Below are 14,931 nucleotides of genomic sequence, written 5' to 3'. Positions count from 1 at the left end.
GCGGGCGCTCTGGCTCCCGGGCCCCGTCCGGGCGCCCGGTCACAGTGGCGGGACCGCGCCGGATTCGCACCGGCTTCCCCCGTCCGTCGACGTACTGCCCGTCAGATCCTCCCCGCACCTCCCGGCCGATCGAGGGCTGTCGTGATCGAACGCACCACCCCGAAGGATCCGGCCACCCCGATCGGTCCCGGCCCGAAGGCGGCGGCGCGGGCCAGCGCCCGCATCCGGTCCAGGGCCCGCGCGCCGCGGTGGCCGGTGGGCGGGGTGGCGCCGAGCCCTCCGAGGCGCTCGACGTCGGCCGTGCCGGTGAACCGGTGCCGCACGGGCTGGGACGTGGTCATCATCGGCCACCGCCTCGGGGATCGAACGTGGACGTCAGATCCTCTGGTGCAAGAGCGGGTGGAGCGCCAGAGGCCGTTGCCGCGGTCGTCACGCGGCGACCGACGCGGCGCTCGCGACGAACCGGGCGATCGCCTCCGGCACACCCGCCGGGTGCAGGTGCAGGAACGAGGCGTGCACCCCGCCCTGGACGAACCCCTCCGGCTCCGCGCCGGGCCACGACCACGCCGGCGCGTCGCCCGCGCGGCGGTCCAGCCCGCAGCGGTGGAACTCGTGCCCGCTGACGAGCTGGCCCCGGCGGAACGCGGCGGAGTCGGTGGCCGCGGTCGCCTCCCGGTAGCCGAGGGTGAGCCGCGGGGCCATCGCCGCCGATGCGGGCAGCACCCCGCACATCGGGGCGCCGCCGAGGTCGCGGCAGAGGTAGAGCAGGCCGGCGCACTCGGCGTGCACCGGCGCCCCGGACGCAGCCAGCTCCCGCACCGCAGCCCGCAGCGGCGCGTTCTCGGCGAGCCGGTCCGCGTGCTCCTCGGGGAACCCACCGGGCAGGACCAGTGCCGTCGTGCCCACGGGCAGGGCCTCGTCGTGCAGCGGGTCGACGGTCGCCACGGCCGCGCCCGCTGCGGTCAGCAGCTCGACGTGCTCGGCGTAGCCGAACGTGAACGCGGGCCCGCCCGCGACCGCGATCACCGGCTCGCCCGCCACGGGTGCGCCGACCTCGGCCGCGGGGTCCCACACCGGCCCGGCCGGCAGCGGCTCGGCCAGGCGCACCACCGCGTCGAGATCGACGTGCCGCGCCACCAGCTCGGTCATCGCACGCACCGCCGCGACGGCGGCGCTGCCGTGCTCGACGGCGGTGACCAGGCCGAGGTGGCGGGACGGGACGGCGAGCTCGGCCGCGCGCGGCAGCACTCCGAGGACCGGCACGCCGACCGCGGCGGCCGCCTCGCGCAGCACGGCCTCGTGCCGCGGGCTGCCGACCCTGTTGAGCACCACCCCGCCGATGCGCACGCGGGGATCGTGGTCGCGGAAACCGCGCAGCAGCGCGGCGAGGCTCTGCGACTGCCCCCGGCAGTCGACGACGAGCAGCACCGGCGCACCGAGAACGGCGGCGATCTGGGCGGACGAGCCGAATCCGTCGGACAGCCGGCCGTCGAACAGCCCCATGACGCCCTCGACGACGGCGATCTCCGCGCCCCGCGCGCCGTACCGGACCAGCGGGCCGATGCGCTCCTCGCCGACGAGCACCGGGTCGAGGTTGCGGCCGGGCCGGCCGGCGGCGAGCGCGTGGTAGCCGGGATCGATGTAGTCGGGGCCGACCTTGAACGGAGCCACCGCGGTGCCGCGGGCGTGCAGCGCGCCGATCAGGCCGGTGGCGACGGTCGTCTTCCCGCTCCCCGACGCCGGGGCGGCCACGACCAGCGCGCGCGGCTTCACCACTCGATCCCTCGCTGCCCCTTCTGCCCGGCGTCCATCGGGTGCTTGATCTTGCGCGTCTCCATCACCAGGTCCGCCGCCTCGATCAGCTCCGGTGCCGCCTCCCGCCCGGTGATGATCACATGCTGGCGGCCGGGACGGCTGGTGAGGACCGACACCACCTCGGCCACGTCCACCCAGCCCCACTTCATCGGGTAGGTGAACTCGTCGAGGACGTACAGGTCGTGCGCCTCGGCGGCGAGCCGGCGGCGGATCTCCGCCCACCCCTCGGCCGCGGCGGCCGCGTGGTCCTCCTCGGTGCCCTTCTTACGGGCCCACGACCAGCCCTCGCCCATCTTGTGCCACTCCACCGGGCCGCCGGCGCCGGTCTCCACGTGCACCCGGTGCAGCGCCTTGAACGCCTCCTCCTCGCCGACCTTCCACTTCGCGGACTTGACGAACTGGAAGACCCCGATCGACCAGCCCTGGTTCCACGCGCGCAGCGCGGTGCCGAACGCCGCGGTCGACTTGCCCTTCATCTCCCCCGTGTGCACGACGAGCAGCGGGCGGTTGCGCCGCTGGCGCGTCGACAACCCGTCGTCCGGCACCGTGAGGACCCGTCCTTGGGGCATGGCGTCTTCCTCTCCCTCGTCCGTCCGGCAATCATGCGCTACCCGGCCGGGCCACGGACACCGCGATCGACACATGGACAAGATCTCTGCTCGACGTGAGATCTGCACGACTCCGTCGTCGCCAGTGAGGGACCCCGATGCCCGGGATCCCCGATCGCCGCGGTGGCGCTCCCGGGTTCCTCGAGCGGATGCGCAGCGGTGGCCCGTGCCCGCCGCGGCGCGGGCTGCGTGACCTCGTCGACCCGTGCCCGGCGAGCCTCGTCGGCGTGTCGCTCGCAGCGCTGCCCGCGGCGGTGCCGCTACGGATGGACGCCACCCCGGTGATCGGGCTGATCGGCGCGTTCGGCGGCTCGGCGGTGCTGCTCCACGGGCTGCCGCGGGCCGAGGCGGCGCAGCGTCCTGCTCGGACACACGTCGGGGGTGACCGCGGGCGTCGTCGCGGCCGCGGTCGCGGCGGGCGAGCTCGCCGCGGCCGGGGTGTGCGCGGTGGCCCTCGCGGTGGCCGCCACCTACCTGGCGCGAGCCCTGCATCCGCCCGCGGTGGGGACGGCGCTGGTGGCGGTGACCGGTGGGCCGACCGTGCACCCGCTCGGCCTGGTCGTCGTAGCCGCGCCGGCGTTCACCGGCGCCGTGGTGATGCTCGGCGTCGCGCTCGTCGCGAACGACCTGACCCACGACGAGCAGCGCAATTGCCCCGTCACTGGTGTGAGCCACCGCGCGCCGGCCGACGAGAACCAGGTGAGCGGGGTGGTGCCGCCGATCGACGGCGGGATGTCCCCCTGATCGGGTGACCGGTACGGTAGCGCCGCCCGACTCGTCCACTCCAGACATGAGGTGCCACGGCGATGATGGCCGGGTTCCCCGGGCGCCCGGTGCGCGCCCGCGACGCCGACCGCGCGGCGACGTGCGCCCGGCTCGACACCGCGTTCGTCGACGGCCAGCTCGACGCCGTCGAGCACCGCGAACGGGTCGCGGCCGCGATGACCGCGCGGACCCTCGCCGAGCTGGCCCAGCTCACGGCGGACCTGCAGCCCGACCCGGACGCCGCACCGCCGCCCGCCCCGGTGCCGATGGCCAAGCCGCACCGGATCTGGCGGGCCTACGCCGTGGGCCTGGTCGTCCTGTGCCTCCTCGGGATCGTCGGGTACTCGTGCGCCGAGAGCGGCCCGCGCAGCGCCGTCGGCGGCCCTGCGGCTGCCGCGAACGGCTCGCTGTTCACCGAGGAGGGCTGGCAGGACTTCCTCACGTGGCTGCGGGAGGAGCACGGCGGCACCGCGGTCGTCGACGCCTCCGTCTACCCCGACTACGCCCGCGTCGAGGTGCTCGAACCCGACGATCCGCGGCACACCCGCGCCACCCTCTACCCGGAGCGGAACTTCGGCGATCTCACCGGCAACCGCAAGCTCGACGATCCGCTCGTCGATCTCGCAGCAGTCGATCACGCGGCTCTGCGCGCCCTGCTCGACGAGGCGCCGCGGCGGCTGAAGGTCCGCGACGCGACCTCGCGGTACGTCGTGTTCGGGTTCCCGACGGTCGGGCCGGACGTGATGATCGTGTACGCGAGCAACGACTACAAGCAGTCGGGGCACCTGTTCGCGGACCTGAGCGGGCGGGTCCTGCAGGAGTGGCCGGTCCAGGGCTGAGCCGCGTCGGGGCACGACCCAGGGCGTGGCGATCGCGGCCGAGCGGAACCGGACCGGAGCGGCGGGCAGGCCCGCCACCGCGAACCAGCCCTCCACGTCCACGGGCACCGTGATCGGGTCAGCGCTCCCGCGTTCGACCGTGATCGCGGACGGCCGCGGGGCCGCCTCGATCAGGCCGCGCAGCTCGGGCACCCGACGCGGCTGGCGCCGATGCTGCCCACCGGCATGTCCAGCGCCGCCGACACAGTTGCGTAGCGCGGCGGGGGCGTCGACATCAGCACCCGCAGCTGCTGCCGGCAGCGCTCCCCCGAGGGAACCCAGGGCCCATCACAGCGCGGCGTCGCGTTGTCGCGCCATCAGCGCCGACGGGAGGTCGGCGGCGCGGTCGTACGCCCAGTCCTCCTCCACCGGGGTCTCGCGGCCCGCGCGGCGCAGGGCGCGCAGGCACTCGCGGCGCGGCGCACGGTGGTGGCGCGCCAGCCGGGCAGCCGCCGCCGATCCTCGATGCGGGCGAGTTCGCCACCAGGAGCAGCCAGGTCGTCCGGACCGCGTCGGACGCGTCGAGCCGGAAGCTGCGCGCGATCCCCAGCGCATGCCCGTGAACGTCTCCACGAGGGCGTTCCAGGACGCCTCCCCCGCTGCGGCCCGCACGAGCCGTGCCGCCGCACCGTCGTCACCCATGCGCGCCCTTCGCATCGATACCCGGGCACCGCACTGCGGAAGAGCGCCGGTGGTCCAGCCTCGATCCACTGATTCACCCGGACGGACGCGCCCTCGCGGCCATAGGGTGCGGCGCATGGAGCTGTTGCCGGGGATCCGCGCCCAGATGGTCGACACGGACCGCATCCGGATGCACGTGCTCGAGTCGGGCCCGGACGACGGCGCGCCGATCGTGCTCGTGCACGGCAACCTGTCGACGGCGCGGTTCTTCGAGCGCGTGATGGCCGGGCTGCCCAGGACGTACCGGGTGATCGCGCCGGACATGCGCGGATTCGGCGACAGCGAGCACGCGCCGCTGGACGCTACCCGGGGCCTGGCCGACTGGGCCGACGACGTGCACGCACTGCTGACCGCCCTCGGCGTGACCGCGCCGCCGCACCTGGTCGGCTGGTCGACCGGCGGGGCCGCGATCGTCGACTACGCGGCGGAGCACCCGGTGGCGTCGCTGACGCTGCTCGACCCGGTGTCCCCGTACGGCTACGGCGGGGTGCACGCCGACGGCACGCCGGTGTACGACGACTGCGCAGGGTCCGGCGGCGGCACCGCCAACCCGGAGGTGGTGTCCCGGCTGGCCGCGGGCGACGACTCGGCCGACAGCCCGTTCTCGATCCGCAACGTGATCAACGCCTTCTACTTCGCACCCGGCCACCGCGAACCGCAGGAGCGGGAGGACCTGCTGGTCCGCGAGGTGCTCAAGACGATGATCGGGCCGGGCGGCTACCCCGGCGACAGCGTTCCGTCGCCGAACTGGCCGGGCAGCGCACCCGGCAAGACGGGTGTGCTCAACGCGCTCTCGCCCAAGTACTGCTCGTGGACGCGCATCGTCGATCTGGACCCGAAGCCGCCCGTGCTGTGGACGCACGGCAGCGCGGACATCGTCGTCGCTGACGGATCGCCGCTGGAGATCGGGGCCATCGGGGCGTCCGGGGCGATCGACGGGTGGCCCGGACCCGAGGTGTTCCCGCCGCAGCCGATGGTCACGCAGATCCGCGAGGTGCTCGACCGCTACGCCGCGGCCGGCGGCACCGTCCGGACCGCGATCATCGAGGGCGCCGGGCACAGCCCGCACATCGAGAAGCGCGACGAGTGGCTCTCGGTCTTCACCGACTTCCTCGCGACGATCGGGTGAACCCGCGACGGAGCCGGTCCGGCCCGCGCGATGAAGGGCTGTGAGCGGCGGGGAGAACGTCCGACCCGTACGGGCCGAGCTGGCACTGCTCGACCTGTACGACGAGGCGCTGCCGCAGGTCTACGGCTACCTGCTGGCCCGGTGCGGGCGGGTGTCCCTCGCGGAGGAGTTGACGGCGGAGACGCTCCTCGCCGCCGTCACCGCCTGCCGCCGGGTCCCCCCGCCCGTGCCGAGCACGGCGTGGCTGGTCGGGATCGCCCGGCACAAGCTCGTCGACCACTGGCGGGCCGCGGAGCGCGAGCACCGGGGGCTGGCGGCGGTCGCGCAGGAGCCGGGCGCCGACGACGACCCGTGGGAGAACCGCATCGACGCGCTCGTCGCCCGCGACGTGCTCGCCCAGCTCGACAGCCTGCACCGGGCCGCGCTGACCCTGCGCTACCTCGACGGTCTCGGCGTCGGGGAGGTGGCGCGGCTGCTGCGTCGGACGGTGCCGGCGACCGAGTCGCTGCTCGCCCGCTCCCGCGCGGCGTTCCGCCGGGAGTACCGCCGGATCGGAGGGCTCGCATGACCAGCCCGTTCGACGAGCTGCGCGCACCGATCGTGCCCGTCGACCCCGATCCGGCGTTCGCCGCCGCGCTGCGCGCCCGGCTGGAGCGCGCGGTGCTCGAACCCGGATCGGAGACCGCCATGACCACAGCCGTGCCGACGAGGGCCGTCCCGGACGTCCTGCCCAGCTCGACCGTGCGGCCGCGCACGCTGACGCCGTACCTGCGGGTCCGCGACTCGCGGGCCGCCGTCGCGTTCTACGTCGCGGCGTTCAGGGCGGTGCCGCAGGGGCCGGAGCACCTGCGCGAGGACGGGCGGATCGCCCACGTCGAGGTGGTGATCGGCGACAGTGTGCTGATGATCGCCGATTCGAACCCCGAGATCGACCTCCTGTCGCCTGCCGAACGCGGCGGGCCGACCGGCTCGGTGCGGATCGAGGTGCCCGACGCCGACGCCGCGTTCTCCCGTGCGCTCGCCGCCGGTGCGACGGTCGAGCGGCCCGTCGGTCCCGAGCCGTACGGGCGCGGCGGGGTCGTGCTGGACGACTCCGGCAACCGCATCATGATCGTGCAGGCGGAACCGGTGCTCGAGGCGGGCGATCTCACCCACGCGTCGCTGCGGGTGCCCGACGCCGAGCGCGCCGCCCGGTTCTTCGGGGCCGTGCTGGGCTGGGCGACGCAGCGCGATCACGACGGGGCCGGTATCCGGGTCGCCAACCTGCCGTCGCACCTGGGGATCTGGTCGGCCGCGGGCAGGCCGACGCTGTTCTGCTGCTACGCCGTGCCCGACGTGGCGACCGCGGTCGCGGCGGTGCGGGCCGCGGGCGGGACGGCGCAGGAGCCGGCCCGGACCCCGTACGGGCTGCTCGCGGACTGCGTGGACGACCAGGGCGTCCCGTTCGCGGTGAACGAGGCGGTGGGCGACCCGGCCGCGGGGCCGGCACCGGGCGCGATCACGTCCGTCGAGCTGCGGGCGCCCGATCCGATCAGGGCGCGCGCGTTCTACTCCGCGGCGCTGGGCGTGCACCACCGCCCGGGGTCCGGTGGGTGGCGGGCCCACCGCGGCGACGCCCCGCTGCGGCCCGCGAGCGCGATCACCGAGGGCCCGGTGGCGACGGTGGTGCCGCGGTTCCTCGTCGTCGACCTGGAGGCGGCCACGGCCGCGGTCGTGGCAGCGGGTGGCCAGGTGGAGGCGCTGCGGGAGACCGGCGCGGAGTGCGTCGACGACCAGGGCCTCGCCTTCGGCCTCACCACGGCCTGAGCCATGAGCGAGTCCCGCGCCTCGCCCACGAGTCTCGCGTTCGGCCCAGCGAGTCCAGCGGTTCGTCCCGGCGAATCGCGCGTTCGAGACCGGGTTCAGCCATGGCGCCCTGGCCTCGAACGCAGGCTCACCGTCCCGTTCAGCCGGCTCCGATCGGGGTTGAGCGCCCGGCCCGAACAGACGACTCGCCGTCAGGATCTCCCCGGCTCGCCGTCACGACGACCACGACTCGCCGCCAACCCCGCGCCGGCCCGGGCTACAGCTGCACGCCCTTGGTCAGCGCCCCGTCGACGACGAGGTTGGTCCCGCTGATCCGGGACGCCCGTGGGCTGGCGAGCATGACCACGGCGTAGGCCGTCTCCTCCGGAGTGCCCATGCGGCCGGTGGGGTTGAGGCCCATCGCGGTGGCGAACAGCTCGGGGTTGTTCTGCTCGATGTTCTGCCACACCCCGCCGTCGAAGTACGTGTTCCCCGGCGAGACGACGTTGGCCCGGATCCCCTTCGGGGCGAGGTCGTAGGCGAGGCCGGAGATGTAGTGGATGATCGCCGCCTTCATCACCCCGTACGAGCCGTCGGCGAAGTCGATCTCCCGCCCGGAGACGCTCGACACGGCGATGATCGACGGGGACGAGCTGCGCTCCAGGTGCGGCATCGCCGCCTCGACCAGCCGCACCGTGTGCATGAGGTCGACTTCGAAGCTGGCCTTCCAGTTCTGTTCGCCGGGGCCGATGGCGAGCGCGCTGACGTTGGCGACGACGACGTCGATCCCGCCGAACCGCTCGGCCGACGCCGCCACCCAGTTCGCCAGCGCGGCGCCGTCGCCCACGTCGAGCGCGGTGCCGGCCACCTCACCGCTCGCGGACAGCTCCTGCTCGGCCTTCTCCACGTCGGCCGCGGTCCGCGCGCAGAACGCCACCCGGGCGCCCTCCGCGAGCAGCCCCTCGACGATCGCCCGCCCGATGCCCTTCGTGCCGCCGGTGACGAGCGCGACCTTGCCGGTGAGTCCCAGGTCCATCAGGAAAGTCCCTTCGCGATCGAGCGCAGGTGCGCGTGCATCCCGTCGTAGGCCGACGCCGCCGGCAGCAGTGACTTCTCCAGCAGGGTCAGCGCGCTGTAGTTGACGTCGACGACGTTGGCGAGCGGCGCCTTGCTCGCCTGCGTGAGCAGCTGGTAGGCGTCGAGCTCGGCCAGCCCGTACAGCTCCCCCAGCCAGCCGATCATGCCGACCTGGCTGGCCCGCCACGCGTCCTCCAGCGGACGCGCCGAGCCGACGACGGCGTAGTGGTCGTCGTGCTCCAGCCGTGGCCACGGCGGCGCTCCGCCCTTGATCAGCTCGACGATCAGGGTGACGTCCATGGCGCCCTCGACGGCGGTCCCGCAGCTCTCCCCCTCACCCTGCCGGTAGTGCCCGTCGCCGACGGAGAACAGCGCACCCTCGACGTTGACGCCCAGGTAGCAGGTCGTCCCGGGCTTCATCTCGGGGGTGTCCATGTTGCCGCCGAACGTGTCCGGCACGAGGCTCGTGCGCACCTCCCGCCCGGGCGGGGCGACCCCGACGGTGCCGAGCATCGGTGCGAGCGGCAGATCGATCACCAGCGAGCCGCGCTGCGCCTCGAACCGGACGGTGCCGGCCGCCCGGTCGACCTGGTAGATCCAGGTCTGCTCGGGCAGCGGCTCGTTGAGCAGCGCGGTGCGGTCGGTGCCGGTGAGCCCGCCGAAGAACGGGATCGTGGTGGACGCACCCCAGTCCCGCGCTGGGGTGAGGTCCACGATGTGCAGCGCGAGGGTGTCGCCGGGTTCGGCGCCCTCGACGTAGAACGGCCCGGTCTGCGGGTTGACCTCGGCCATGTTGAGAACGGCGCTGGGCCGGTCCGTGGTGCTGGTGATGCGGCCGGAGAACGCGTCCTCCGTCCACAGCTTCAGGACCGTGCCGGGCTTGATCCGGTGGGTCGGGGCGACCCCACCGAACGTCCACGCGTACTGCTCGGGGGTTGGGCGGAACTCGACGACGTCCACCGGCGTGATCGTCGCGTGCTCACCCCCGTGTGGCAAGCCTCACTCAGGAGGAACCTGCAGGTGCGCGCCGTCTGCGGCGCTTGCGGTGCGCCCGCACGTGCTCCAGGGTGAGCTGCCGCGGGATCCGCTCGTCGAGCGGCGGCAGCAGCGCCGGCAGCAGCGCCAGTTGCCCGTCCACCGCGCGGTTGGGTGCACGGATGTGCGCCTTGACCCATCCCGTGGCCCGGGCGTGTCCGCGGACGAACGCCATGTCGACCACCTCCTGCCGACGAGGGAAGCACGGGACACCGACGATTCTGCCCACTCGCTCGAGTGACCGTTCGGCGACCCGGCGTACACGAGGGCCCCGCCGGGACGGCGTTCAGCCACCCCGACGGGGCCAATGGTGTCTACTCCAGGCGATCAGTCGATCAGCTCATCGCGAACTTCGGGTATCCTGCCGCGGCCTCCTCGTCGCACTTCTGCCGGTACTGCCCGACCCCGCCGATGTACGACAGGAGCCGCCGCGGCTTGCCCGGCACGTTCGAGCCCATGTACCAGGAGTGCGTCTTGGGCACGAGGGTCGCCGAGGCGATCTCCTCGTGGTGGTCCACCCACTCCTGTTCGCCCTCGGCCGTGGGCTCGACGACCGTCTTGCCGTTGGCCCGCATGTACCGGATCAGGTCGGTGATCCACTCGGTCTGCTGCTGCAGGCAGGTCGTCATGTTGCACAGCGCCGCGGACGGGGCCAGCGGAACGGCCGTGGTGAGCATGTTCGGGTAACCGTGCACCGCGAGGCCCATGGTCGTGCGGATGTCGCGACCCCAGTCCTCGGCGAGCGAGCGCCCACCGCGACCCCGGATGTCGATGCGGGTGAGCGCGCCGGTGCCGGCGTCGAAACCGGTGGCCAGGATGATCACGTCCAGCTCGTGGACGGTGCCGTCGGCCAGCTCGATGCCCTCCGGCCGGATCCGCGCGATCGGGTTGTTCCGCACGCTGACCAGCTCGACGTTCTCGCGGTGGTAGACCTCCAGGTAGCCGCGCTCCAGCGGGACCCGGTGGGTGCCGAACCCGTAGTCGGTCGGGACGAGCACGTCGATCAGGTACGGGTCCTTGAGCCGCTTGCGCATCTTGTCGCGGACGAACTCCGAAACCGCCTCGCTGACCTCCTCGTCGAAGAACATCTCCCCGAACCCGGCCAGCCACAGCTTCAGCGAGCCGTCCTCGTAGATCTCCTCGAGGATCTCCTGCCGCTGCGCGGGCGTGCACTCCGCCCAGGCGTGCTCGAAGTCGTACTCGAAGCCGGTGAACGTGTGCGGCAGGGTCTGCCGCAGCTCCTCGAAGCGGCTCTTGTACCAGGCCTGCTCGGCCGGGCCGTACTTCGGGTTCTTCATCGGCAGCACGTACTGCGGGGTGCGGGCGAACACGGTCAGGTGCCCGACCTCCTCGGCGATCGTCTGGATCACCTGGATGCCGGTCGCCCCGATGCCGACGACGCCGACGCGGCGGCCGGCCAGCTCGACGCCCTCCTTCGGCCAGCGCGAGGTGTGCACGAGCGTGCCGCGGAACGTCTCCTGCCCCTCGAACGTGCGCTCCAGCGGCGCGGACAGCATGCCGCCGCAGGTGATGAAGAACTGCGTGTCGATCGTCTGGCCGGTGTTCGTGCGGATCGTCCAGCGGTTGCGATCCTCGTCGAAGTGCGCGCTCTCGATCCGCGTGGAGAACTGGATGTCCTTGCGGAGATCGAGCTTGTCGGCGACGTAGTGCAGCCACTGCTCGATCTCCGGCTGGCCCGGGAACTTCTCGCTCCAGCTCCAGCCTTTGTAGAGCTCCTCGGAGAACAGGTACTGGTAGATGTAGGCCTCCGAGTCGAAGCGGGCGCCGGGGTAGCGGTTCCAGTACCAGGTCCCGCCCACGTCGGAGCCCGCTTCGAAGGCGCGCACGCGCAGACCTTCCTCACGCAGCTGGTACAGCTGGTAGAGCCCGGCCACCCCGGCCCCGAGCACGACGGCGTCGAGCACGAGGTCCGGTTCGGGACGGGCGCTGGCAGCTGCGGTATCGGTCGCTGACGTCATCGGGTTCGCCTTTCGTGTCCTGCGTCACGAACGACGACATCGTGTGCGGTGTCTCACAGGGAGAACGTGTCCCAATCCCGGACACGGAAAGCGCACAGGAGAGATGCGATGAGAAAGATGATCAGTTCCGTCAGTCGGTGATCCCGTATTGGCGGATCTTGCGGTAGAGCGTCGAGCGGGCGAGCCCGAGCGCCTTCGCCGCCGCCTTCCGGTTGCCGCCCGCCCGCCGCAGTGCCTCGACGATGACGTCGCGCTCCACCTGGTCGACCTGCCGCAGCGCGCTGCGCGGCACGCTCTGGCAGTACGCGGGCAGGTCCTCCGCGGTGATCACCCCGACCGGACGGCGCGCCACCGCGGTGGCCAGTACCTCGTGCAGCTCGCGGATGTTGCCCGGCCAGCGGTAGCGGCCCAGCACGCGCGAGGCATCGGTGGACAGCCGCAGCTCGCGGTGCGGCGCCAGCTCGGCGAGGATCGAGCGGACCAGCACCGGCAGGTCGGCGGTGCGGTGGCGCAGCGGCGGCACCGTCACCGACTGGCGGAACAGCGTCAGCAACCGCTGCCGGTCGCCGCCGCCTGCGGCGCTCGTCGTCCCGCCGAGCAGCCCTGGCACACCGTCCTGCACGCTCACCGCGTCCACGAGTGCCTGCGCGGCCCGGTCCCCGATCTCGTCGATGTCGCACAGCACGTGCACGGTGTCCCGGGCGGGTGCGACGAGCCTGCGGGCCACCTCGCGCGGCTCGATCTGCACGGTCCGGGCCTCGATCCGGGTCACGGTCAGCCCCGGCCGCCGGTCGGTCGCGAGATCGGCCAGCAGGCTGCACCGGCCGCTGCCGGGCTCGCCGATGACCAGGACCGGTTCCCCCGCCTCGAGCGCCCGTGCCGCCGTCGCCTGCGCCGAGCGCACCGCGGGCGAGCTGCTCTCCGCTCGTTCCCGGCGCGGCGGATCCGGCAGCGGCAGCGCGGGTGCGGCCTCCTGGTCGGACAGCAGCGTGACCACGCCGATCATCCCGGCGACGTCGTGCCCGCACGCGACCGTCGACCCGCGCAGCCGGATCCGTGCCCCGGACGGCAGCTCCACCGCGTCGTCGACGGTGCTGTGCCGCTGGGTGGCGAACCGGATGTGGTCGTGCAGCGCCTCCTGGTCACCCGGCACGAGCAGGGTCTGCATCGCGTTGTTGGCGATCACGACCCGCGGCCCGACCGCGACGACGGCCTCCCGGGTGCGCGACTCCACCCGCGCGTAGGCGTCGAACAGCGCCTGCTGGGCCTGGCTGCGGTCGTGCAGCAGGTTGCGCTCGATGCTCTGCGCGGCGGTGCGCACCAACGAGTGCATGAGCGGCGTGGAGTGGTCGCGCAGGCAGCTGATGTCGAGCACGCCCTGGATCCGGCCGGTGATCGGGTCGCGCACCGGCGCGCCGGCGCAGGCGAACGTCTGCAGGTTGTCCACGAAGTGCTCGGCCCCGACGATCTGCACCGACTCACCGAACTCCAGCACGGTGCCGACGCCGTTGGTGCCGACGGTGTCCTCGGCGTAGCCGAAGCCCTCGGCGAAGTACACGCGGTCGAAGACCCGGCTGATCCAGCGGCTGCTCTCGCGACGGACGAGGATCCGGGCGCGATCGTCGGTGAGCACGACGCACGCCGGGACGTCGGCGATCTGCTCGACGAGCTGCTCCACGACGGGCTTGGCGCACCGGACGAGGCGGCACTCGACGTCGAGATCGGGGTGGTAGGTGCTCTTCAGCTCGTTCGGTGAGACGCCACGCGACACGCTGCGCCGCCAGGACGCGACGACGAGATCGGGAACCCCGGGACAGTCGATGCGGGTGGCGCCCTCCAGCAGCTGCGCACGGGCGGAAGCGAGCATCAGCTGCCGGTCCGGGAGCTCGGCCATCGGGCAACACCTCCTCGTGTTTCCCACGTCATCGTCAGTCACGGGCCGGTCACGCAGTGTGTCCCAAAAGAGGACACGTCGCCGAGGTGGGACACCCCCGACAGTGACGAGCGTCGCACGAAGCGCCGGCTTTCAACACCCGAACCATCCCGACGACGAGGAGCGCACATGATCGACAACCCGTACTACTCGCACGAGTTCCACGGCGAGTACGACCTGGTGTCCATCGGGCGCCTCGACCTGGAGGAAGGGGGGTCGATCCCGGACTGCGAGCTCGCCGTCGCCACCTTCGGCACGCTCAACGAGGCCAAGGACAACGCGATCCTCATCCCCACCTGGTACTCCGGAACCCACCAGGTCTGGCGGGAGAACTACATCGGTCCCGACCACGCGCTGAACCCGGACAAGTACTTCATCGTCGTCGTCGACCAGATCGGGTCCGGCCTGTCCACCTCGCCGCACAACGCCACCGGCCCCAACGCCGGGATCGCGATGTCGCGGTTCCCGCACGTGCGCATCGGTGACGACGTCGTGGCGCAGGAGCGGCTGCTGCGCGAGCACTTCGGGATCGAGAAGCTGCACGCCGTCGTCGGCGGGTCGATGGGCGCCCAGCAGACCTACGAGTGGGCCGTGCGCTTCCCGGAGAAGGTGGAACGGGCGGCCCCGATCGCCGGCACCGCGCAGAACACCCCGCACGACTTCCTGTTCACCGAAGTGCTCGTCGAGGCCATCACCTCCGATCCCGGGTTCGCAGGCGGCGAGTACACCTCCAACGCCGACGTCGTCGAGGGCCTCAAGCGCCACGCGCGCATCTGGGCGATCATGGGCTTCTCCACGGAGTTCTGGAAGCAGGAGGTGTGGCGGGCACTGGAGTTCACCTCGAAGGAGGCGTTCCTGGAGGGCTTCCTGGAGCCGTACTTCACCGCCATGGACCCCAACGACCTGCTGTGCATGGCGTGGAAGTGGCAGCGCGGCGACGTCGCGCGGCACACCGGCGGGGACCTCGACGCCGCGCTCGGCCGCATCACCGCGAAGACGTTCGTGATGCCGATCAGCGAGGACATGTTCTTCCCCGTCCGCGACTGCGCCGCCGAGGCGGCGAAGATCAAGAACGCCGAGCTGCGGGTGATCGACGACGTCCTCGGCCACCTGGGCCTGTTCGCCGTCTCCCCCACCTACATGCCGCAGATCGACCAGCACCTGACCGAGCTGTTCGAGAGCCCGGTCTGATCGACTCCCGCCACGAGAACGGGCCCGCCGCACCTCCGCGGCGGGCCCGCGCCGT

15 protein-coding genes and 1 riboswitch are annotated in these 14,931 nt (G+C 72.8%); of the genes, 6 read left to right on the top strand and 9 right to left on the bottom strand.

Annotation, left to right across the window (positions count from 1 at the left end):
• Window positions 1–6 precede the first annotated feature (6 nt).
• Window positions 7–77: riboswitch (cobalamin riboswitch) on the bottom strand.
• A 24-nt stretch (window positions 78–101) separates the two neighbouring features.
• The 3 genes from BUE41_RS03845 to cobO form a co-directional block, all read right to left on the bottom strand.
• The gene (locus BUE41_RS03845) at window positions 102–341 is read right to left on the bottom strand and encodes a hypothetical protein (RefSeq protein ID WP_143171956.1); all 240 of its coding nucleotides are present in this window, start codon (window positions 339–341) and stop codon (window positions 102–104) included.
• Window positions 342–429: 88 nt separating this feature from the next.
• Window positions 430–1,776 carry a cobyrinic acid a,c-diamide synthase CobB gene (locus BUE41_RS03840; RefSeq protein ID WP_073455431.1) on the bottom strand — a complete coding sequence of 449 codons (1,347 nt, stop codon included), beginning with the start codon at window positions 1,774–1,776 and terminating at the stop codon, window positions 430–432.
• On the bottom strand, window positions 1,770–2,384 hold the full coding sequence (gene cobO, locus BUE41_RS03835; RefSeq protein WP_073455430.1) for a cob(I)yrinic acid a,c-diamide adenosyltransferase: 615 nt from the start codon (window positions 2,382–2,384) through the stop codon (window positions 1,770–1,772). The genes BUE41_RS03840 and cobO overlap by 7 nt, the downstream gene beginning before the upstream one ends.
• Before the next feature lie 399 nt (window positions 2,385–2,783).
• On the opposite strand from cobO, the gene BUE41_RS03830 reads away from it, so the two are divergent.
• Together BUE41_RS03830 and BUE41_RS03825 are read left to right on the top strand one after the other, a co-directional pair.
• Window positions 2,784–3,167: an HPP family protein gene (locus BUE41_RS03830; protein ID WP_084754326.1), complete on the top strand. Its 384-nt coding sequence runs from the start codon at window positions 2,784–2,786 to the stop codon at window positions 3,165–3,167.
• Between the two features lie 62 nt (window positions 3,168–3,229).
• Window positions 3,230–4,027: a DUF1707 domain-containing protein gene (locus BUE41_RS03825; protein ID WP_073455428.1), complete on the top strand. Its 798-nt coding sequence runs from the start codon at window positions 3,230–3,232 to the stop codon at window positions 4,025–4,027.
• Window positions 4,028–4,354: 327 nt separating this feature from the next.
• Here BUE41_RS03825 and BUE41_RS03820 read toward each other — a convergent pair whose 3' ends face one another.
• On the bottom strand, window positions 4,355–4,708 hold the full coding sequence (locus BUE41_RS03820) for a hypothetical protein (protein ID WP_143171955.1): 354 nt from the start codon (window positions 4,706–4,708) through the stop codon (window positions 4,355–4,357).
• A gap of 115 nt (window positions 4,709–4,823) precedes the next feature.
• On the opposite strand from BUE41_RS03820, the gene BUE41_RS03815 reads away from it, so the two are divergent.
• From BUE41_RS03815 to BUE41_RS03805, 3 genes are read left to right on the top strand one after another with little or no spacing between them, the layout of a single operon-like run.
• A complete protein-coding gene (locus tag BUE41_RS03815; protein WP_200803747.1) occupies window positions 4,824–5,876 on the top strand; it encodes an alpha/beta fold hydrolase in 1,053 nt (350 codons plus the stop codon).
• A 40-nt stretch (window positions 5,877–5,916) separates the two neighbouring features.
• Entirely contained in the window at window positions 5,917–6,444 is a 528-nt protein-coding gene (locus BUE41_RS03810; RefSeq protein ID WP_073455426.1) for an RNA polymerase sigma factor, read from the top strand.
• On the top strand, window positions 6,441–7,682 hold the full coding sequence (locus tag BUE41_RS03805; protein ID WP_073455425.1) for a VOC family protein: 1,242 nt from the start codon (window positions 6,441–6,443) through the stop codon (window positions 7,680–7,682). The genes BUE41_RS03810 and BUE41_RS03805 overlap by 4 nt, the downstream gene beginning before the upstream one ends.
• 256 nt (window positions 7,683–7,938) lie before the next feature.
• Here BUE41_RS03805 and BUE41_RS03800 read toward each other — a convergent pair whose 3' ends face one another.
• From BUE41_RS03800 to BUE41_RS03780, 5 genes are all read right to left on the bottom strand, one after another.
• Window positions 7,939–8,697 (bottom strand): SDR family NAD(P)-dependent oxidoreductase, encoded by a 759-nt coding sequence (locus tag BUE41_RS03800; protein ID WP_073455424.1) that lies wholly within the window; start codon window positions 8,695–8,697, stop codon window positions 7,939–7,941.
• Window positions 8,697–9,698 (bottom strand): acetamidase/formamidase family protein, encoded by a 1,002-nt coding sequence (locus tag BUE41_RS03795; protein ID WP_073455423.1) that lies wholly within the window; start codon window positions 9,696–9,698, stop codon window positions 8,697–8,699. The genes BUE41_RS03800 and BUE41_RS03795 overlap by 1 nt, the downstream gene beginning before the upstream one ends.
• A 43-nt stretch (window positions 9,699–9,741) precedes the next feature.
• Window positions 9,742–9,948: a hypothetical protein gene (locus BUE41_RS03790; RefSeq protein ID WP_143171954.1), complete on the bottom strand. Its 207-nt coding sequence runs from the start codon at window positions 9,946–9,948 to the stop codon at window positions 9,742–9,744.
• Between the two features lie 160 nt (window positions 9,949–10,108).
• Window positions 10,109–11,752 carry a flavin-containing monooxygenase gene (locus tag BUE41_RS03785; protein WP_073455421.1) on the bottom strand — a complete coding sequence of 548 codons (1,644 nt, stop codon included), beginning with the start codon at window positions 11,750–11,752 and terminating at the stop codon, window positions 10,109–10,111.
• Window positions 11,753–11,882: 130 nt separating this feature from the next.
• Window positions 11,883–13,646: a sigma-54-dependent Fis family transcriptional regulator gene (locus BUE41_RS03780; RefSeq protein ID WP_073455420.1), complete on the bottom strand. Its 1,764-nt coding sequence runs from the start codon at window positions 13,644–13,646 to the stop codon at window positions 11,883–11,885.
• 168 nt (window positions 13,647–13,814) lie between these two features.
• On the opposite strand from BUE41_RS03780, the gene BUE41_RS03775 reads away from it, so the two are divergent.
• Entirely contained in the window at window positions 13,815–14,876 is a 1,062-nt protein-coding gene (locus BUE41_RS03775) for an alpha/beta fold hydrolase (RefSeq protein ID WP_073455419.1), read from the top strand.
• Window positions 14,877–14,931 lie beyond the last annotated feature (55 nt).

Source organism: Pseudonocardia thermophila (assembly GCF_900142365.1).
Classification (GTDB): Bacteria; Actinomycetota; Actinomycetes; order Mycobacteriales; family Pseudonocardiaceae; genus Pseudonocardia; species Pseudonocardia thermophila.
Note: the sequence above shows the minus strand (reverse complement) of the source record. Positions and strands in the feature narration are given on the sequence as shown.